The sequence below is a fragment of the Sphingobacterium sp. BIGb0165 genome (genome assembly GCF_024810095.1).
Lineage (GTDB): Bacteria > Bacteroidota > Bacteroidia > Sphingobacteriales > Sphingobacteriaceae > Sphingobacterium > Sphingobacterium detergens.
The window spans coordinates 528628-549486 of record NZ_JANUEB010000003.1 but is presented as its reverse complement, the minus strand read 5'-3'; the positions used below and the strand labels follow the sequence as shown (position 1 = coordinate 549486).

The following is a 20859-nucleotide window of genomic DNA, read 5'->3' as shown; positions in this document are numbered from 1 at the left end:
TCATAACAATGAAAAAGAAAATTATTACCCTGATAATAGCTTTGGCAACACTTAGTAGCTGCGAAAAATTTCTTGATAAACGGGATCCAACAGCAACTTCCTTTGATGAGTTTTTTAACACAGAGGAGGATTTACGTCGTGTGGTCTATAGCAGTTATTTGGATGCTTTTATGGGCCCTGGTGAACGTCGTCTCCTTTTTTATATGACCGAAGGTCGTTCGGACAATGCTTATGCCCGTATTGAGACAGACCACCATATGATCATTGCCAACGGTAATATGACCAGCAACTCTGCTTTAGCTGTTTATTACTGGAATTTACACAATCAGCATATAGGACGCATTAACACCTATTTGGCAAATGTTGATGTACCCTATGTCGAAAATGAATCTACGCGGCAAAGGTATAAAGCAATTCTTGAAGGTTTGCGCATCTGGCATTACTTCAGAATCACAGAATTTTGGGGTAATGTCCCTTTTGTGCTTACTCCTGTTAAACTGGAAGAGGCAACACCAGCAGTGACCCCTAAAGCCGAAATCCTCGACAAGCTCTTTGAAATGAGTGAAGATGTTGCGAATAGACTTCCAGAAAATGAAGGTACTACAAATGCATATATGTTCAATAAGTATTCTTTTAAAACATTGGTTATGCGCTATGCGCTCTATAATGGAAGGTACGAACTGGCGGAGAGGCTTGCTAAGGAAATAATGGATAGTGGAAAATATCAACTGCACCCACAATATGCCAATCTATTTAACTATCAAGCAGATAAAACCAACAAAGAGTTTATCATAAAGTTCGATATGGAGAGTCATAATAACTCAGCAACGGCGTCATTTCAACATCTGGCTCCACAATATCGAACCGGAAATGGACAATCTTATGTCGTTCCTCTAAAAGCACTCGTGGATAGTTATTGGACTTTACAGGGGCGGCCAATTGACAACTGTCCATTATACAGCAAGCAAGCCTATGAGCTTAATCCAAAATTAAACCGCGATCCACGATATGAAGCCAGTGTATTTGGTCATGGCGATCTCTTCAATAATGAAAAAATAGACATCTATGATTCCAAAAGCGCTTTTTACTACCAAAACCTACGCAGTAGTAGATCGGGATACTGGTTTAAGAAATTTGTGGACCAAGCCGATGCGTTCCGTACTGGTGGAAATATGCATTTTTCTTTAGCCCGCTACGCCGAAGTCCTTTTAACCTATGCCGAAGCCAAAATTATGTTGAATGAAATAGATGAACTGGCTAAAAGTTGTATCAACCAAATTCGCAAAAGAGCCGGACTTGATATGAGCATTGCGGATGTCAATTTAGTTGCAAAATCACAGCAGGAATGGATAGCGCTCATCCGCAACGAAAGAAGAATCGAATTTGCTGGCGAAGGATTACGCTATAGCGATATCTTGCGATGGAAAACGGCAGAAACGGTACTTAATCAAGCAGCTCTCGGTCACATGCGTTTGAATGGTGCTGGACAGTCTGAGGTACTTAAAATTGAGGATCGAAAGTTCTTAAATCACCAATACCTATGGCCATTTCACGAAAGTAGTTTTCAGGTAGAACCTAACTTGGTGCAAAATCCGGGTTACTAATCCAATACAACAGTATCCTTTTATCCGATATTGAAAGAGCGGCATTCCTTATGGAATGTCGCTCTTACATTTTTATTATTCTTTTGTTCAATACAACTTTTAATAGGAATAGCCTACCTAAGCGAAAAAATAGACCTTTCCGACAAATGACAAGAAGTAGAACAACCTTATATGCGCAAAATTGTAACTACTTTTTCAAAACGGCCATGATTGCTTACTGAAGCTGCAAATAGTTCTGACTCCCCCTCTACAGCAATATATGGAATGCCAAAATGATCTTTGACAATTTCATTTTTTTCGATCTCAATAACGTAGTCTAGATGACTAAAAACACTAACAGCTATGGAATGTATAAAATCAGGTGCAAAAATTGTTTCAGTATAGTAGATCTTCCCTTCACAAACAACCCGGCCACAAGCATTACTGACCGACTGTCGGGATATTGTACAAACCAGTTTTTTGGGCATGTATTTCCGGATCTTGGTTTCTCTATTCCATGCCTTATAAGCTGCCTCTTTCATACTCCATAAGAGCCATAGCGTAGTCTCGGGATCTGGACTATTTGCTATTAACAATTGCTCATCAGCACCAAATAATTTCGGAATAAATCCCCTACGTCGCCAATTACTGTCTTTGCGGGACTGCACCAGATCGATGACGTCATTACCAATCATTTCATTTGAAGTTTGCTTTCTATGATATCGATAGCTGCCTTTACATTGAGCATACGTTCCATATCGGGATTGTCAATAACAATATCGAATTTCTCCTCAATATCCAATACTATATCAACCAGATTGGCAGAATTGATCTGGAGGTCATGGATGAAATCAGTATTCTCGCTAAGCTTCCCAAAAGCGTCATCATTTGCAGTATATGGTGCTATGATAGGTCTTAATGCAGCAATTAGTTCTTCTCTGTTCATAGACTTAGTTATTAAATTTTTTAAATATTAGACAGGCATTTACATCGCCAAAGCCAAAACTGGCTTTAGCTACAATATTGGGTCTCAAGTAGGTTGTTTTCAGCGGTACTTTCAGCGGATCTATAAGAGCAGCAATGTCGGGATGTAGATCATTACAATTGCTATTACCGAACAAGAACCCTTCGTACAGTTGCAATACTGTAGCGACACTTTCAATACTACCTGCCGCGCTGAGACAATGTCCGATCAAGCCTTTGAGCGAATTGATGTAAGGGAAGTTTTTCCCGCTACGTTCAAGCGCCTTGGTCCAATTTTCTATTTCGAGTGCATCCTTGGCTGTTGCAGTAAGATGCCCGTTGATAGCATCAATATCCATAGCAGAAATGCCGGCATTTTTTAGTGCATCGATGATGCATCGTTGCACAGCATCGCTGTTAGGAGCTGTCATGCTCCCCATTCCACGCTGACCTCCCGAATTCACCTGGCCTCCAAGCAATTCTGCATATATCCTTACCCCACGCGACAAGGCGCTTTCCAAATCTTCTAATAGTAAAGCACCCGCTCCACTACCGGGGACAAACCCTCCGGCGGTTGCACTCATTGGCCGAGCCCCTTGTTGTGGATGTTCATTATATTGAGAGCTACAGACCCGCAGGGCATCGAAACCCGCCCAGATGTAAGGACCACTATCTCCTGTACTTCCTGCTACCATCCGTTTTGCGTTTCCCGAACGAATGCGGTCATAGGCCATCAGAATGGCTTCCGTACCCGTAGCACAAGCTGATGAATTGGTTGTCACTTGATTTCCAAGCCCGAGTTTTCCTCCTAGGTATGCACTGACTCCACTGTTCATCGTCTGTGCCACTACTGTACTTCCTAGCCTCCGTGTTTGCAGATCATCTACTTTATAAATGCTCTCACGAAATTTATCTATGCCGGAGGTACCTGACCCAAAAACAGTTCCACTGTCCCAATCCGGTTCAGAAGTAACATCTATTGGTAGCTCTGCATCTGCCCATGCTTGCATACCAGCAATGACACCGTATAATATTCCGGTGCTATTAAATCCTCTCAGCTCCAAGTCGGTAAAATACTGTCTTTTGAGATCTTCGGATATCACTGGCGTTCCTGCTATCTGGCAAGAGAATTGTAGCCTTTCCAGTAAAGGATCATGCATTATACCCGAAAGTCCATTTTTTATGGCCGTTGAAAAGGCGGGTACTCCTACTCCGTTTGGGGCAACTACCCCTAGTCCAGTTATTACAACTCTATTCATATCTCTTTCGTCATCATACCTGACAGGGTCCCTTTACAAACCTCATGTCCGGCTTCGTTTTTCAGTGTGACAGCGCACTTGAGCTTCCCGAACCTAAAATATATCTTATCCGAAATAACGGTAACCTTCTCCTTAGGATACACCGGTTTTAAGAATTGTATTTCACATGAGGTCAATGCCATCGCAATACCATTGTTTAAATCACTACCGAGCAAATAAATTCCAAAGCAGGCCAGCCCTATCTGAGCCATTACTTCGGTCAAAATAACGCCCGGAGTAATTGGATTACCGCAAAAATGCCCTTTGTAAAAATCTAGATTTTCATTGAAAGTATAGTTTCCTATAATACCTTCTTCATCTACATGCATCAATTCATCCACAAATAAAAATGGCTCCCCATAAGGCAATTGCGCAATAATATCATTCAAATCCATCGACTTGTTTTTTAAGATTACCATTGTAATAAAACTCGCTGTGCAGAGAAACCGGGGCCAAAACTCAACATTAATCCTAGCTCTCCGGCCTGAGGGTCGCGTGCCATGATACGCTCGAGAACATAAAGAATTGTAGCACTTGACATATTGCCATACTGGGCCAGAACGGCCTTGGTATCTGTAATATCTTTGCCAAACTCGGCAAAAATCTGCTCTATTGTTGCGACAATCTTTTTACCTCCAGGATGAAAAATCATATATTTTATGTCTTCAATTTCTAAACTATTCTCCTGTAAAAATGGATGTATGACTGCATCAAAATGCGATGCGATCACATTGGGAACCTCAACATCCAATATCATCTGCATACCGCCATTTGTTAGCTTGAACCCCATAATGTCTTCAGTATCGTAAAAATGATACATCTGTTGGTCAAGTATCACAGGTCCTCGATCTGCTTCATGAGATGAAAGTAAACAACAGGCGGCGCCATCTCCAAATATCGCAGCGCTAACTATATTGGACATTGAAAAGTCTGACAGCTGAAAGGTTGCTGTTGGTGCTTCGACGGCAATTACAGCAGCACGTTTTCCGGGATTGGCCTGCAAGAAATTTTTGGCGTAAATAATACCGGAAACTCCAGCAACACAACCCATTTCAGTAACTGGCAGCCTGACAATATCCTGCCGGAGTTTCATCTTATTGATAAGATATGCGTCCAATGAGGGTATCATAATCCCTGTACAGCTGACGGTGATGATATAATCCAGAGATTGGGGTGTCCATCCTACCTTTTCGAGAGCCTTACGAAGTGCTTTCTCACCTAATACTATGGCTTCCCGCATGTAAATGTTATTTTTCTCCTCGAATGATGTTGCAGTAAAAACCTCATTCGGATCCATAATAGCATACCTCCTGTCGACAGCCGAACCCTCAAAAAGTTTCTTTACTTTTTTTATAAACCGGTGCTCCTGGCCCTTAAGCCATATATCCAATAGTGGAAGTATTTCAGCAGTTGTGCTGGAGTATTTGGGCAGTTGCTTGGCAACACTTATTATTTTAACATTCATATATTGGAAATTATCCATTGGTAACGAAATGCCCATTTCCACTGGACCATATAGTTTTTTAAATGTGATTGTTTGCAGAACTCCTCAAGCTCATTTTTCTTAAAACCACGTAATATTGAAATAAGTCCATCCTTCTTGGTCATATTGTTTAACTTAAAAACAACACAAATGGTTTGAAAAAGTCGATAGGCAATTTTGCTCCGCTGCAAATCGTTGATTACTATCCCTATGTTTGAAATTTTGACAAGGATATTTATTAGTTCTATAATCTGATCAGTATCAAAATGATGTAATGTAAGAGTACATAGTGCAATGTCAAACTTTGCCATTTCAAAATTCTTATCGAATACATCGCCGCACAGGTATGAAATATTGGGATAATCTTTTGATAAAACTTGAGCATAGTCAACAGTGAATGGATTGGCATCTATTCCCACTATTTTAAGATCTATATTATTACTGTAACCATAGTTGCTCAACATACGTAACATCTCACCATTACCACAGCCGATATCGACAATGTTTAGTGTTTTGGTTGTATCGGCTTTTAATAACAATGTCCGGACGCCATCTAAAGTAATCTTGTTGCCCCCCAAAAAATGATTTATTTTCGATATTTCGTCCAAAGTAATGCGGAGTTCATCACCTTCAAGTGAAAAATCGTCCATAATTTCGTTTTTCTCAGTTCTAAACTTTGTATTTATCCCCATTTTATTTGCTTCATATTTCCGTGAGTTTGTTTGATTATCCATGTCAACACTGCGGGAAAAAGTGTGGCAACCCTCATTAAGACCCTAATACCAACTTCGTATCGTAGCACTTTTGCTAAAATCCTTCCGAAAAATAGGCGTCTCGCAAAGTTTTTTCGCCATTGGTTGATGTAACTTTTTTCCAGTCCTTCACGTGAGGTTATTTTGCCAGCATAATAGTCCACAATAAGTTCAGAAGCTATTTTTGCACTGTGTATCGCCATCGCCATCCCATTACCGCAAAAGGGGTGGATCAGACTCGCCGCATCGCCGATCATCAGGATATGATCTTCTATCACTGTTTTTTTTTCAAATGAAATCTGGCTAATGGTAAGCGGTTTATCAAAAAGTACCGTATTGCGTTCAAAAAAACATTTAAGATGACTATTCGTAAACAAGACATGCTTCTGATGATCGACGACATTTTTATATTTTCTAAACACCTCTACATCTGTTAGATAACATAAATTTATCGCATTATGCTCGATTTTTGAAATGCCGCAGTATCCTCCCGGAAAATTATGCAACGCAATTAGGCCGTCCGGAAAATCACCTGAATAATGTGCTTTAACCGCCATCCATTTCGATGTCTTTTTCATGAAATCACGAGCTAAAATCTGATCGATATTGGCACGTTTTCCAAAAGCACCAAGCACAATCTTTGCTCTCAAAATCTGATCTTGAACCGAAACCTCAAATATATCGTCACTAAAAGATATTCCAGAAACGCTGGCTATCACAATCGCACATCCATTTGCTTTTGCTTTTTGGTATAAGAAATCGTCCAAACAATACCGGCTTACGCCAATACCGCCCAAGGGCAATTTGACCTGAGCCGATTTTCCATTTTGCGTCGTGAATTTAAGATGTTGAATATAGGTTGGATGCAATTCATTTATATTGGCGTTAAGCCAACACAAATAGGGTACAATTTCATTAGAAAGATATTCTCCACACACTTTATGGTGAGGATAATTGTGCTTTTCGATTAATGTTACTTTTAATCCTTGTTTGGACAGATGAAGTGCACTCGTGAGCCCGGCAAGACCGCCACCTATAATTATCACATCAGGATTTACTGCCATACATCACAATTCGTTTTACATTGGTAATCTTTAACATATCATCTTCATAAGTCATACACAGTCTCCAATTGGTATCTCCCGTTTGATTTAAACAAAATAATGCTAAAAAATAAGCACACTCAGCAAAGTGGCTCACAAGCCTTATGATTAATCTGGTTTATGAAAAGTTTCTTTGATAACAGCTATGACCATAAATAGTTTTGAGCTTGCGGTAAATAGAAAGCTAAGAGCCTCCTTTCATCTTTATATTTTTTATCGATCAGAGCTTTAACGGAATTGGCTATGGACTTTTTAGAAATCTTTGCTCCTTTTCAACAAATAAACCGTCAAGAAAAAGATACCTGTCTCTGAATTGCTCAGGAGATGCCTTTGCTTCAATAGCTATGTTAAGTATATTCATAAATTTATCTGTTGCTGTGGTTTTTGGCCACACAGCAAGGTCTCTTCCATTGGGATTACCGGTCTTAATAAAATTGATGAAGTAGCGCTGTCCCAGTAGTGAAGTTTTATAGTCATCCTTCGTCCAGTCAAAAACATCATTGCTCTTCAGGTTTCCCAATAGATATTCAATATCACTGGCATGGGATGCTCCCGGGAGGGCCGGTGGCAGATTCTCTTTGTCCGTATTGGCAGATTTTTTATTTATCCCACCAGCAAGCCCTGTCTCCACGTTGCTATAAGCTACTTTCATCGGTGGCCGCGCTTTGCTAAATATGTAAACATAAACAGGTTGACCACTGTTTTTTCGTTGCAAATCGAGCCACTTCCAAGTACTGTAAACAATAAAATTATCACTGGCTAGCCCAGTCGCCGATTTGAGGACTTCACTTTCTGTTTTTCCGGGATATAATTTGAGTACTTCATCAGCTCCAGTGCCAAACTGTTCGCGTACTAACCTTTCATAGTTGTCCGGTGATGGATAAGACTTGCCTGTGAAGGCGAGATAAGGAGCCTCTGTAGACGTCCAGCCCGCAAGTAGAGGAACTTTGGACTGTTCCCCTGCTTCAAATATTTCCAACGGTGATTTGGGGAGAAAATAACCATCTATGATCAGACGTGTCATAAAGGCGCCGGGCTCACTGGCCCAGTCAAGTAGTTCTGCGGCAGGAATTTTACGCAATTGGCTGAGATTGCCTGCATTGACTTTGGCCGCAAATGTAACACCTTGTTGTTCTTGCTCCCCAAGGGAAATAGTACCATATCTTAAATTAAAAATACTTCCGCTCTGACCGATAGCACGCTTAAATAGCCCTTTAGAAAGCGGACTGCTCATCTGAGCGGAAACAGACATGCTTCCTGCAGATTCGCCACCTATGGTAACCTCATCAGGATTACCTCCAAAGGCAGCTATATTCTTTTTGACCCATTTTAATGCCGCATATTGATCCAGGAGACCATAGTTCCCTGATGCATTTTTTTGTGATTCTTGGGTTAGTTCCGGATGCGCAAAGAAACCAAAGATGCCCAAACGATAATTGACCGTAACGACAATAATGCCTTCTTTGGCAAAACTCTCCCCATCGTAACGATTTTCTGATCCATCACCGGCATTGAAGCCGCCACCATAAAAATAAACTAAAACAGGAAGTTTACCAGCCTCCCCCGCCTTTGGTCGCCATATATTCAGGTAGAGGCAATCTTCACTTATACCCGGAGAACGAAATCTCATATCCCCATAGATCGCTTTCTGCATTGGTGAATTTCCAAAGCGATCTACCTTTCGAACCCCTGTCCAATGATCGGCAGGTTGTGGTTCTTTCCATCGCAAATTGCCAACCGGCGGTTTTGCAAAAGGAATCCCACGGAATGCCTGCACTCCGCTGGATAACGTAATTCCCTCCATTATCCCCTCCTCAACCTTTACTTGAGGCTGTTGGGCAAAAACAAATGATATAATCAGGATCGCGGTGACAGTAAAAAAAGTCTTTATCATAATAATGTTCGCTTAGTTTATGATTTAGTATTCACTCAGTTAAAATACTAAAATAAAATTAAACGAACAGGTTTTCAATATCTTACATAGGACTGCACCAATTAGGTAAACTCTCGCTTGTAGGCATTGGTTAAATTACAAAATCAAATGCCTTTACTTTATCTCGCACCGTCATTCCATAATTTTTCAACAATTTCGTTTTGATTATATTCAAAATAATTGCCCTGTTTATCTTTTTGTCTTTGAAACAATCTGCGGTCAAAGGTTGTAAAATTTAAGGTTAGAAAATCAATGAAATAATCATCAAGATGATAATGAAACTGCCCTTTCAAACTTTTATCATCCTCGTCCTGCATAACAAAAGTCTTTTGCCGTCGCACAATTTCTGCCAGTTCATCCTTTGTGATATGTTCAATAATTTTCGGAGCGGGAAGTGATATTCTGAATGCCAAAACTTCAGCGCCTTCTTCCTCCCACCATTCCCAAAGATTAAATTGAGATATATCTTTCCCCGTCATTTCATGAAGCTTATTTTCAAGCTTTTGATATTCGGTATTATCTTCATCCCGGTTCTCTTCACAATAGTCAGAATATGCCAGAATGAGTTTTAGAACTTCCGGATAACGTTTTTCCAATGTTTGAAAATCAGGTTCAATTTCTTTTCTTAATTCCATTATCTAAATATAACGTCAAAAGTATCGCCATCTTGTTGAACGGCCTCCGCACATCCTTAGCTTTATACCAAACAAGTAGGTTCTTGTCTTTTGCTCAAAAAGACGAGGTCAACAAACAAAAATAGAATAATAATTTATACCGATTATATTTTACCATGTTATCGGCAGTTAAAAAATTAGTAAATTCACGATATAATAACGCTTGATCAGCACATAAATATAATAAGATGCACCTTACACTGGTGTCCTGACAATGATTAAGCAAGTAAATGTCGTTCATCTGTTATTTATCGGAAAACAATTATGGAACTATCATCGACAGCAGAAAATATTATCACGCAAATTAGCAACAAGAAGACCAAACTTGGTGACTTGCGTAAAATTGCTAACGATATAAAAAAAGACCACGAACTAGCCATGGAACTGTGGTCTACAACACACTACCTTGCCCGACAATTGGCGATCTTACTGATGGACAAGAAATTACTTTCTAAAGAAATTATTGACAGGTTGGTCAGTGATATTGAACAACATCGGGAAGACGAAAAACTGCAGCTGATTGATTGGCTTATGGCGAATCAACTTGCCAAAGACAAACGTACAATCGCATTAATGGAAAGTTGGGAAAATAGTACATCTCCCCTTCAAAGACGTACTTTTTGGTACCATCAAGCCCGACTGCGATGGGTGGGACAAACACCGCCGCCCAATAGCGAGGAATTGCTTTCGAAGATTGAAACCCGAATTGAAAATGAAGTATCTGAAGTCCAGTGGGCGATGAATTTTACCGCCGCTCAAATCGGTATTTTTCAGGAAAATTTCCGAAAAAGATGTATAAATATCGGTGAGCAAACAGGGCTTTATAAAGACGAAATGGTGGCTAAAAATTGTACACCAAACTATTTACCAAAGTTCATCGCCATTCAGGTTGCAAAACTTAATAAATAAAATCACTGGATTTCTCATAAAGTTGTCCGGTGATATATCCCGGTGGCCAAAAATTGAGATCGCACGGCGGAAAATCTCAATTTGAGATATTAGCAATAACTTAGAAAGAACACCCAATTAACAGGCTAACAATGCAATGAAATCGGATATCAATATATCATCTACGGAAATATGGACCAAACAGTTATCTATTTGGGTGATATACTTGTTTCTTACTACGATGATTTTTCCTTCCATCTGTAATGGTCAGGATAAAAAATCGTGGTCGAAAGAAGAATGGAACACTTTGCTGACCGAGCAATTATTCCCAGGTAAAAAGATCGAAAATTTAGCTTTCAATTTCGATACCCCTTTTGAAGAGAAATACATTCCGATGAAGGATAGTATTATTCTGAATGGACTATTATTTAAAACCAAAATACCCAAAGGTCTCATCTTCTATTTACATGGAAGCAATGGAGCCTTGGACACTTGGGGTAAAATTGCGCGTATATATACAGCGAATAATTATGATATCTTTATGCTTGACTATCGTGGCTATGGCAAAAGCCAAGGTAAAGTTACCGATGAAAGTATGCTATATAATGATATTCAAATAGTCTATAATAAACTAAAGACAATCTATTCTGAACATAACATTATCGTATTGGGCCAATCTATGGGCAGTGCACTTGCCTCTAATATTGCAGCCAACAACCAGCCGGGTCTGCTGATCTTACAGGCCCCATATTATAATTTAGCAGACTGGGTAAACAATGTTGCTCCTGAATTAGACACCACAAATATCCCCTTCCGTTTTGATAATGCATCTCATTTGAAGAAGGTAAAATGTCCGATTATTATTTTCCACGGCAGCAGTGATAAGGCTGTCTACTATGGTTCCTCTGCGAAACTTTCCAAACTGTTAAAAAGCTCAGATCGTTTCATCACATTAAACAATGAAGGGCATAATGACTTCTCGAAAAACAAAGTTTATCTGAAATGGATTAGCACGATATTAAGATCAAACCAACATGCGAAATAAATGACGATAATGCCATTATTGGCTATAAATATTGACAGTCGCGAAAGGAATATGACAATTGACACCGAATTACCAATTACTCTTCCTACCTTTGTTTTCAAATAAAACACATATGCCAAAAGAAACAAAAGCGGGACTTTATCAGGGAACCATAGAAAAAGATGCCAATGGAAATTACTTTTGTGGCCCTTATCTATTGGATTATCAAATCGTAGAAGCTTATTTTAAATTGGGTGATCGGGTCAGCTTAAAAAGTATCATCAAAAATACCAGCCGTATGAGTATGGAAACTTATCCACAAAAATCAATTAAGTTTTCATATGCTACTGAAAATCATGACAATGATTAAGATGAACTAAATCGTTCAATACTGAATACACTTCACCTGTTTTCATACCCCTTTAAAACGGGACGTATGAAAACAGATGGATAATAAAGTATCAGCCCTGCAACATAGGGGTAAACGAAATTGACGATCAACTTTTAGAGATGATAAAATCCTGATAAACAATTTCGAATTCCTTCTGTTAGGTATAAAACAGATAATATTCTTTATGCCTCATTTTATTATAGAATGTTCACAAGATATTCTTCAAACGATAGCTCCCGACGAACTCATGGACGCTGTATATGATACCGCAGACGCTACAGGAATTTTTGCTAACAATGACATAAAGGTTAGAATTCAGTCATTCCACCATTATAAACTTGGAAGCAATAAGACTAATTTCTTACATGTCTTCGGATATATTATGGAGGGACGAACTACGGAACAAAAGGCAAATCTCTCAAAAACAATCACTGCCCGTCTCAAGAAATTGCTTTCTTCGATCTCTTTCCTTTCGGTTAGCATCAGCGAATTTGAAGCAGCAACCTATTGCAACAGCTCGTTAATAAATCCTCAGAATATGAATCATGACCGTCATTTCGAATTATAGGATCTCCACATTAATTTTCGGCTAAAATGATCCATCTCATTTACGTTTGAGATATGGATCACGATGATCCCTATTCATTCTGCTTAACTTAGTTTATATTCAAAAAAGGAGATAACATGACGAATACAATGAAAGCCGCACGTTGGTATGCTGCAAAAGATATCAGAGTAGAATCAACTGAAATTCCTGAACCGAAGTCTGGTCAAGTTAAAATAGCTGTTCATTTCGCAGGAATCTGTGGATCTGATCTACATGAATATGTACATGGTCCCCAATTAATCCCAGTAGATCAACCTTATCCACTAAATGGGCATCAAGGAACCACTACATTAGGACATGAGTTTTCAGGAGTAATAGATGCGATTGGTGAAGGCGTCCATCATTTAAAAGTAGGTGACCGTGTGGTCGTAGAACCGATTTTTAAAAACTTCGATAGTCCTTTTATCGCAAATGGTGCATATAATTTATCTGAACCTTTGGGATTTGTAGGCCTATCCAGCAATGGTGGATTTGCGCCGTATGTTGTCGTCGAAGACTATATGGTACACAAAATACCCGATAGCATGTCGTTCGAAAAGGGGGCATTAGTGGAACCTGCCGCTGTAGCAGTTTATGCAGTACTCCAAAGTGGACTTAAAATCGGAGAAACGGTATTGGTCTCTGGAGCTGGTCCAATAGGTTTACTGTGCGTTCAGGCAGCAATTGCAGCAGGTGCAACAACAGTTATTGTGACTGATATCGCTGACAAGCGATTGGAGAAGGCTAAAGCCATCGGTGCTACCCATATCATCAACGCAAAAGAAGAAGGTATACCACAAAAGATTAAGTCCATCACGGAGCTTGGAGTGGATGTATTTCTAGATTGCGCTGGTGTACAAGCCTCCTATACAACTGGAATTGATAGTTTAAAAAATGGTGGAACGGCTGTTTTAGTTGCACTTTTTGGTAAACCTGTAAATACCAATGCACTGGATCAAGTGCTACGGGAAATCACCATTAAAGGTATTATTGCTTATCGTAATATCTTTCCACAGGTTATCGCACTTATCGATAGTGGACGTATGCCCGTAGAGAAACTTGTGACACGCAAAATAAGCTTAGACAATATCGTTTCAGAAGGATTTGAAGCTCTGGTTAATGATCCCACTGAAGTCAAAATCTTAATTGATATACAGAAAAATTAACGCAGTCAGGATACAGACAATAATAAGCAACGTATCGAAAAAATAATGTGATCGTTATAAATATGGCCGCTTGGGTGTCCCAAGCGGCCATATTTATTCGGTTTGCCAAATCTTTTGTAAATGATTTACATCTTATTTGGTATTATTGGTCAACGGGAAGATAGCACTCTCCACATGCGCTTTCTCAATCAAGCGTTGCAATTCCTGTACTTTTTTCGGATTGCTATTCGCAACATTGTTCTGTTCTTTTGGATCTTGTTTGAGATTGTACAGCTCTTTAATCGGAGTACCGGTAGTTACTTTCTGCAAAATGAGTTTCCAGTCACCTTTTCGTAAGGCCTGACGTCCACCATCTTCATGGAATTCCCAATAAAGATAATCATGTTGCTTTTGTTGTTTATTGCGTCCCAATAAAGTAGGAACAAAAGAAATCCCATCTGTATATCTGGGTTTATCTGCCTTAGCAAGTTCGACCATCGTTGGCATAATATCCCAAAATGCCCCCAGATAGCTTGATGTCTTTCCTTCAGCTATTTTTCCCGGCCAATAGGCAATGAACGGAGTCCTGATGCCTCCTTCATACAAATCACGCTTATTTCCACGTAAACCTCCAGAACTATTGAAAAAATTAGGATCTGCTCCCCCTTCTTTATGTGAACCGTTGTCACTTGTAAATATAATTACGGTATTGTCAAGCAATTTGTTTTGACGTAGTTTTTCTACGATCTGACCAACATAAGCATCCATACGACTTACCATGCTCGCATACATTGCATGCGGTTTCTCTACACCAGCATAACCCGGAACTGTTGCCTTTGGTCCGTAATCATTTCCTTTATGTGGTTTTTCATCAAATGAATTGGCATATTGCTGGTAATATTCATCTTCTGGACCAGAAAGTTCGGCATGGGGAAGCACAGTAGGTACAAAGAGAAAAAAAGGTTTGTCTTTATTCGCATCAATAAAGGCAAGAGTTTTCTCTTGGATCAATGCTGGTGCATATTGACCTTTGGCCAATAATCCATTACCATCAAGCTCAATCCGTTCCTTATTATGCCAAAGGTGAGTAGGGTAATAACGGTGGGATTGACGTTGGCAATTGTAACCATAAAACTCGTCAAATCCCTTCTGATCCGGTGATCCGGTAGTATTGACCATCCCTAGTCCCCATTTTCCGAAAGCACCTGCCGCATAGCCCGCCTTCTGCAACAACATAGCTATTGTCTGTACTGAATCTGCCAACGGTTGTTGTCCCTCTGGTTCGATTTCTTTATTTCCTCTTACATAGGTATGTCCAGTATGTTGTCCTGTCATTAGAGAAGAACGCGAAGGTGCACAGACAGAGGTACCAGCATAAAAGTTCTCAAACTTCATTCCCTTATTGGCTAGTGAATCTATATGCTTGGTTTCAATTTTTTTCTGACCATATACACCAAGATCCCCATAACCGAGGTCATCCGCCATAATAAAAACAATATTGGGTCTTGTCGCCCTATTTTGAGCAAATGTGGCTCCTGATATAGCCAATAAGAAAACAGCTACAGCTACCTTCTTATTATTAATAGATTTTAGTAGGTTCATGTATATCCAAAGTTAAGTAATTACCAACCTTCATTTTGTTTTAAATTTTTATTTTGTACAAGTTCCGAAGAAGGAAACGGGTATAAATAATAATACTCCGGAAATGGTGACGGCGCCTTACCTTCGTAAGAGATATACCCTTTTGTCGATCCATTTTCAACTGGGATAGGTGTATTGGCCGGAACATCCACACCTTTAGTAATATATCGGCCCAATTTTGTCGCTACTGCATAATCCATTTTTCTCCATCTTCTGAGATCGTCGAATCGAAAACCTTCGCCCATCAATTCCACTGCCCGTTCCCTACGTATTTCCCAAAGGATGGTATTCACCGATTGATCGCGTGTAGGATCTTGTGGGATTGCAGTTAACTGCAATGGCGCCACACCACCCCGTGCTCTCAATTTATTTATCGTTTGATCAATAATCTGCTGGCTGATTTCGTCTAATTCGTATTTTGCCTCTGCATAGCTGACCAAAATTTCACCAAGTCTAAATATTGGTGCATCATTGATATCAACATTTTGGATTCGATTGATTTTATTGCTGAATTTATAGAAACGATAGCCCGTATAACTTACACTATAGGGCTGTCCATTTGTAAAATCTACATAATGGGGTTCTTCTTTCAATATCAGACCTTCCCAGTTCATCCATGGTAACGTTTTATGCTTATCGTCAGATAATGTATAATGTAGCCATTAAATCTATATATTCCCGATCATTTGGATTATCCGTATATTCCCATAGTAAATTTGTTTTCCCCATTTTTACTCTGTAAGGAGGTGGAATGGTATAGTATAAACGGGTATCCCGATTCCGAAATTCGTCGTAAGCACTTTGATCCCCATCAAATGCAGTACTTGTCCAACGGGTTTGCCCATCTTTCATCAGGTACATATCGACGGCTTTCTTGGTGAGATCCCAACGACCAGCTGAATTACGGGCTCTAGAGGCCAGACCATGTGTAATCTGATTCAATTCATACTGTTTGTAAAGAAATACTTCGTTGACATTAGCCAATGACTCGCTGTTAAAAAGCAAATCATAATTGTTTATCAACGGAATATTATTGACCAAAATTTTCTCCGCAGCTAAAGCTGATAGACGCAGGTATTTTTCAGCATCTTTAAGTTGTCGATATTTACGCCAAGTACCTTCACGCAAACCGAAGCGTGCGGTCAAGGCCAATACAACTTTACGGTTTATCGTATTAGGTCCATCACCTGTTTCTTTGATATTTTCTCCCGCATAGCTTAGCATTTCCAGAATATGAGCAGCGATTTCATCGCGGTCGCTCGGGGTACCATATAAGATTTCCTTATCGCCATCATCGATGGCATGTTCTACCCAGATCGCGCTGCCGAATTTGTTCAACAGGTCCATGTATTGGTAAGCTTTGAAAAAGTACCCGATACTGCGAATATGTTTTTTCTCAGACTCAGACAATTGGCTGGCTTGATCAATATTATCCAAAAGAATATTAATGGAACGAATCTGTATAAATGGATCCTTATAATCTACGCTCGTTGAAGGAACAACCATACGCTGCCAGATCCAGTCCGAAGTACTATTGGCTTGAGCAGTTGCAAATAAATCGCTGTTCACCTCTGAATCTGGAATTGAAACGTTGTATCCTGGGAAGGTACCATAAAACTGCCAGGCATACGAAATAAAATTATTGTAGTTAGTGAATGTGCTCTGTTCGGTTAAAGTCCCCTCGGAATCCAGATCCAGTAAATTGCTACAGCTGGATAAGGATGTGCTCAAACCAAGGAAAATGATATATTGGATAAATCTCTTTTTCATAATATTTTACGTTTTTCTAATGATTAAAAAGTAACATTGACACCAAAACTGTATTTTTTCAGGAATGGATAAATCCCTCCCGAACCGATATCTTCTCCATCGGCTTCCATCCCTCTGGGCATATGGTCGGCTTTAAATAGATTTTCACCCGACACAAAGAATTTGATGTTGTTGACCACTTTACTGCGTAAAATTTTATTGTCCACTGTATATCCTACCGTAATATTCCGTACACGCAGATAAGATGCATCTGAAAGATATTTCGTCTGCCGACGCCTATTGGCACTGGTATTTAATCCAGCATTTGCATATATTCTTGCATAGGTCGCATCCGTATTCTCCGGAGTCCAATAATCAAGATTGCCCTTGTAGAGCGTTCCAAACTGATTATTATAGGGCCACATCAGGAAATTATCTAACCAAATATCCCGCTTACCCACCCCCTGGATGAAAATGCTCAGATCAATATTTTTATAAGAAAAATTACTATTTAATCCAAATTGAAAACGTCTATTGCTGTTACCGATGATCTTCATATCGCCCGGATCGGATACCGTATTGGTGCCATTGAAAATAATACCATCTTGGTTCAGATCCGCGTATTTCATGTCACCGGGATTCTGCGCCACTCCCTTGAAAAAAGGTATACCTTCTTTAAGTTTGCCATTCATCAGATTAGCATCCAATGTATTAGGCTGAAAGTCGTCATTTGTATAATATCCATTACTTACATAGCCCCATATCTCACCAATTTCTTTCCCTTTGTAATAACCATCTATCAATCCTGCGCTATTATTGATCTTGGTAATGAATGCCCTATTGTCGGAAAGATTAAAGGTAAACGAATATTTAAAGTCTTTGATTTTGTCCTTCCAGGAAAGTTCGAGCTCCCAGCCTTTCGATTCAAGGTCAGTCACATTTTGAAATGGTGGTGCAGATCCCAAAACTGCCGGTAAATCTGCTCCCTGATAAAGCATGCCAATTGTCTGACGTCTGAACCAATCAAAACTTCCATTCAGTTTACTGTTGAACAATGCAATATCAACACCTAGGTTTAAGGTGCGAACCTTTTCCCAGGAAAAAGTCGAACTGATTAAATTGGGCGGATTGATCGTCAGAAAACGGACACCCGTATTAGGGTCTATCCAGTTGGCATTACCCGTATTCATTTGTGGAATTGTTGGGAAATAGACCTGGTTTTTATCGGAACTCAATACTACTTGGTTGCCTATCTCTCCATAAGAAGCCCTAAATTTCAGCATTGGAATGCTGTTTTTAAGATGCTCCATAAAACCTTCCTCTGCGACGTTCCATCCCGCGGACACAGAGGGAAAAAATCCAAACCTGCTATCTTTAAGGAAACGGGAAGAACCATCCAAGCGACCATTTAGCTCCAAAAGATAACGGTTTTTGTAATCATAGTTAATTCTTCCGAAATAACCCAACACAGCGTATTGACCGAAACTATCGGATGTATTTTGTGTCCCCGTACTTGTCCCCAATGAAGGCGAATTTGGGCTCAATATGCCGTACCTTGTGGCTGAAAAGGATTCGATATAACTTTTCTCATAATTTGTTCCTACCAGTACTTTCAGATTATGATCTGCTATCGCACGACTATAGCTCGTATAAAAATTTAAGGCATTATAATCTGTCTGCGAATTTGACCGGGTATAAAAATCCTGATTAAATAGATATTCCGTATTGAAATTGTTCGGATTCATATACCTATTTCTATTCTGGGCATTTTTATTGTTTAGATTATTTTTGCTAAAGGTGTACTCTGCGGTTATATTCCAGCCGGGTAAAGGATTATATTCCAATTTTCCAAAAAGTCTAAGATTTTCCTCATATCTACGTGCGGCATCCTCGTACCTAAGGTAATTGTTTGGAGTTCCATAGGGAATAGTTTTTCCATCGTTATCAACGGTTTCACCCGGATTGAGATAGGATCCGAATGTGAGAGCTCTGTAAAACATTTCGCCCATATTTGCTGGAGTCAGGCGATTATCCTTTTTATAAAATACATTGACACTTGCATTAAAATTCTTAAACAGTTCAGCATTCACAAAAGCATTAAAATTATACCTGCTGTAGCTGTCTTTTTTGGTAATCATAATGCCATCTTCATTGCTATACATACCGGATAGCCTATATGCTATCTTTTCGGAACCGCCCCGAATAGACAGATTGTGTAAATGCTCAAATCCTGTCTGGAACACTTCGTTATAGAGATCGTATTCTTTCAAAGGATATTTTGTATTGTTTATCTCGGCTATACCATCGGCATATTTAGAGGGATTGGTCTGATATTCCTTTAACAGTTCAAGCCAGGTATCCACATTTTGACCTGCCCAATTTGAACTGTTTCCGAAGTCTTTTAATGCCTGAACGAACTCCAAAGGAGTTGCCTTTTCCGGCAAAGTTGACGGCCGGCTCCAAGTTAGATTACTGGAGTAATTGATGCTGGTTGGTTGATTTCGAGTCCCCTTCTTAGTTGTGATGAGTATAACACCAAAAGCAGCTCTAGCACCATAAATTGAAGCCGCAGCCGCATCTTTTAATACAGTGACATTTAGAATATCTTTTGGGTTGACATCATCCATATTCATAGGTACATTATCCACCAAAACCAAAGGAGATCCACCATTAATTGAAGGTAAACCACGAATATTCAATTCGGTTGAAGTTCCCGGACGCCCCCCACCAAATGTCACTTGAAGCCCCGGTAATGCACCTTGTAAGGCTTGGGAACTACTCGTTACCGGCCTATCGCCCAATACCTTTTCCATATCAACGGAAGCCACAGATCCAGTAAGATTTGCCCTCTTCTGTGTACCATAACCAACGACAACAACCTCTTCTAAAGAGGTTAAATCTTCTTGTAAGGTAATCGCCATAAAAGATTGACTAACTGAAACTTCCTGACTTATAAAACCAACATTACTAACGAGCAGTATTGCATTGGGGCCACTTACTCTGAGCGTAAATTCGCCTTTGTCATTGGTACTTGTACCGCGATCCTTGTCCTTTTCAACCAAGGTTACACCAGATAGCGGGAAGCCCTGACGATCCACAACTTTTCCTTTGATATCGAGACCTTGTAGTGATTTAGCATTAACGGTTATCACATAAGTATTCTCGCTCGTGTTTTCCATTCGAAGCTGAAATCTATTCAGCAATGGCGCCAAAGCATTGTTCCAATTTTGATTTTCGACAGAGATTAAAGGTAGGTTTTTATCATCTACAACATTGTCAAAATAGATGAATTTAACTTTGGTTTGCTTTTCAATTGTTTTTAACACAGTTTTAAGATCAGTATTCCTGATTTTTAAAGATACCTTCTCTTGAGCTTTGGTGCTTATTCCGAAAACCTTTACGGTAAATGCAAAAGTGAGCGCTAGCGTTAATTTTGTCATTAATGCATATTTAATGGTACTTGATTTTCGTGCAAAAAATACCTGACCATGTAAATTATTTTTCATAGTTTTAATTTGATTATGGAACCATAGAGTACATTATCTTTCTCAGGGACCTTGTACTCTTTATTTCATGAACTTAGAGGATACATCAACCGGTGTATCCTTTTTTTGATGGGTTATGTGTAGTCTTTATTCATCGTTTA

General features: G+C 39.5%; 19 protein-coding genes. 6 read left to right on the top strand and 13 right to left on the bottom strand.

From position 1 onward, the window contains the following. Positions 1 to 8: 8 nt before the first annotated feature. A complete protein-coding gene (locus M2408_RS08860) occupies positions 9 to 1604 on the top strand; it encodes a RagB/SusD family nutrient uptake outer membrane protein (RefSeq protein WP_259180948.1) in 1596 nt (531 codons plus the stop codon). A 167-nt stretch (positions 1605 to 1771) separates the two neighbouring features. On the opposite strand, the gene M2408_RS08855 is transcribed toward M2408_RS08860, so the two are convergent. From M2408_RS08855 to M2408_RS08815, 9 genes are all read right to left on the bottom strand, one after another. Continuing rightward, the gene (locus M2408_RS08855; protein WP_259180945.1) at positions 1772 to 2278 is read right to left on the bottom strand and encodes a 4'-phosphopantetheinyl transferase superfamily protein; all 507 of its coding nucleotides are present in this window, start codon (positions 2276 to 2278) and stop codon (positions 1772 to 1774) included. Continuing rightward, a complete protein-coding gene (locus tag M2408_RS08850; RefSeq protein WP_259180942.1) occupies positions 2275 to 2529 on the bottom strand; it encodes an acyl carrier protein in 255 nt (84 codons plus the stop codon). The genes M2408_RS08855 and M2408_RS08850 overlap by 4 nt, the downstream gene beginning before the upstream one ends. Before the next feature lie 4 nt (positions 2530 to 2533). Beyond that, positions 2534 to 3805 carry a beta-ketoacyl synthase gene (locus tag M2408_RS08845; RefSeq protein ID WP_259180940.1) on the bottom strand — a complete coding sequence of 424 codons (1272 nt, stop codon included), beginning with the start codon at positions 3803 to 3805 and terminating at the stop codon, positions 2534 to 2536. Next, positions 3802 to 4239, bottom strand: coding sequence for a 3-hydroxyacyl-ACP dehydratase FabZ family protein (locus tag M2408_RS08840; RefSeq protein WP_259180938.1), 438 nt, complete (start codon positions 4237 to 4239; stop codon positions 3802 to 3804). The genes M2408_RS08845 and M2408_RS08840 overlap by 4 nt, the downstream gene beginning before the upstream one ends. Before the next feature lie 17 nt (positions 4240 to 4256). Then, on the bottom strand, positions 4257 to 5309 hold the full coding sequence (locus tag M2408_RS08835) for a type III polyketide synthase (protein WP_259180936.1): 1053 nt from the start codon (positions 5307 to 5309) through the stop codon (positions 4257 to 4259). Beyond that, positions 5306 to 5977 carry a methyltransferase domain-containing protein gene (locus tag M2408_RS08830; protein WP_259180935.1) on the bottom strand — a complete coding sequence of 224 codons (672 nt, stop codon included), beginning with the start codon at positions 5975 to 5977 and terminating at the stop codon, positions 5306 to 5308. The genes M2408_RS08835 and M2408_RS08830 overlap by 4 nt, the downstream gene beginning before the upstream one ends. A 32-nt stretch (positions 5978 to 6009) precedes the next feature. Further along, positions 6010 to 7143 (bottom strand): NAD(P)/FAD-dependent oxidoreductase, encoded by a 1134-nt coding sequence (locus tag M2408_RS08825; protein WP_259180934.1) that lies wholly within the window; start codon positions 7141 to 7143, stop codon positions 6010 to 6012. A 280-nt stretch (positions 7144 to 7423) separates the two neighbouring features. Beyond that, positions 7424 to 9076: a carboxylesterase/lipase family protein gene (locus M2408_RS08820; protein ID WP_259180932.1), complete on the bottom strand. Its 1653-nt coding sequence runs from the start codon at positions 9074 to 9076 to the stop codon at positions 7424 to 7426. A gap of 158 nt (positions 9077 to 9234) precedes the next feature. Next, entirely contained in the window at positions 9235 to 9750 is a 516-nt protein-coding gene (locus M2408_RS08815) for a hypothetical protein (RefSeq protein WP_259180930.1), read from the bottom strand. A 303-nt stretch (positions 9751 to 10053) separates the two neighbouring features. Between M2408_RS08815 and M2408_RS08810 the strand changes: the two genes are divergently transcribed. The 5 genes from M2408_RS08810 to M2408_RS08790 all read left to right on the top strand — a co-directional run bounded on the left by M2408_RS08810 (position 10054) and on the right by M2408_RS08790 (position 13844). Continuing rightward, positions 10054 to 10698 (top strand): DNA alkylation repair protein, encoded by a 645-nt coding sequence (locus M2408_RS08810; protein WP_259180928.1) that lies wholly within the window; start codon positions 10054 to 10056, stop codon positions 10696 to 10698. Between the two features lie 136 nt (positions 10699 to 10834). Further along, positions 10835 to 11722 carry an alpha/beta hydrolase gene (locus M2408_RS08805; RefSeq protein ID WP_259180926.1) on the top strand — a complete coding sequence of 296 codons (888 nt, stop codon included), beginning with the start codon at positions 10835 to 10837 and terminating at the stop codon, positions 11720 to 11722. A 112-nt stretch (positions 11723 to 11834) separates the two neighbouring features. Beyond that, a complete protein-coding gene (locus M2408_RS08800) occupies positions 11835 to 12071 on the top strand; it encodes a hypothetical protein (RefSeq protein ID WP_120257052.1) in 237 nt (78 codons plus the stop codon). 205 nt (positions 12072 to 12276) lie between these two features. Next, positions 12277 to 12660 (top strand): 5-carboxymethyl-2-hydroxymuconate Delta-isomerase, encoded by a 384-nt coding sequence (locus M2408_RS08795; protein WP_259180925.1) that lies wholly within the window; start codon positions 12277 to 12279, stop codon positions 12658 to 12660. 116 nt (positions 12661 to 12776) lie between these two features. Further along, on the top strand, positions 12777 to 13844 hold the full coding sequence (locus M2408_RS08790) for a 2,3-butanediol dehydrogenase (RefSeq protein WP_259180924.1): 1068 nt from the start codon (positions 12777 to 12779) through the stop codon (positions 13842 to 13844). A gap of 132 nt (positions 13845 to 13976) precedes the next feature. Here the strand turns inward: M2408_RS08790 and M2408_RS08785 are convergent, their stop codons facing one another. Genes M2408_RS08785 through M2408_RS08770 form a run of 4 tightly spaced genes read right to left on the bottom strand, consistent with a single transcriptional unit; the run spans position 13977 to position 20392 of the window. Further along, positions 13977 to 15425 carry an arylsulfatase gene (locus tag M2408_RS08785; protein ID WP_259180922.1) on the bottom strand — a complete coding sequence of 483 codons (1449 nt, stop codon included), beginning with the start codon at positions 15423 to 15425 and terminating at the stop codon, positions 13977 to 13979. A 20-nt stretch (positions 15426 to 15445) separates the two neighbouring features. Continuing rightward, positions 15446 to 16078, bottom strand: a complete 633-nt coding sequence (locus M2408_RS08780; RefSeq protein WP_259180919.1) for a RagB/SusD family nutrient uptake outer membrane protein — start codon at positions 16076 to 16078, stop codon at positions 15446 to 15448. A gap of 25 nt (positions 16079 to 16103) precedes the next feature. Next, positions 16104 to 17234, bottom strand: a complete 1131-nt coding sequence (locus tag M2408_RS08775) for a RagB/SusD family nutrient uptake outer membrane protein (protein ID WP_259180917.1) — start codon at positions 17232 to 17234, stop codon at positions 16104 to 16106. A 23-nt stretch (positions 17235 to 17257) separates the two neighbouring features. Then, positions 17258 to 20392 (bottom strand): SusC/RagA family TonB-linked outer membrane protein, encoded by a 3135-nt coding sequence (locus M2408_RS08770; protein WP_409049486.1) that lies wholly within the window; start codon positions 20390 to 20392, stop codon positions 17258 to 17260. Positions 20393 to 20859 lie beyond the last annotated feature (467 nt).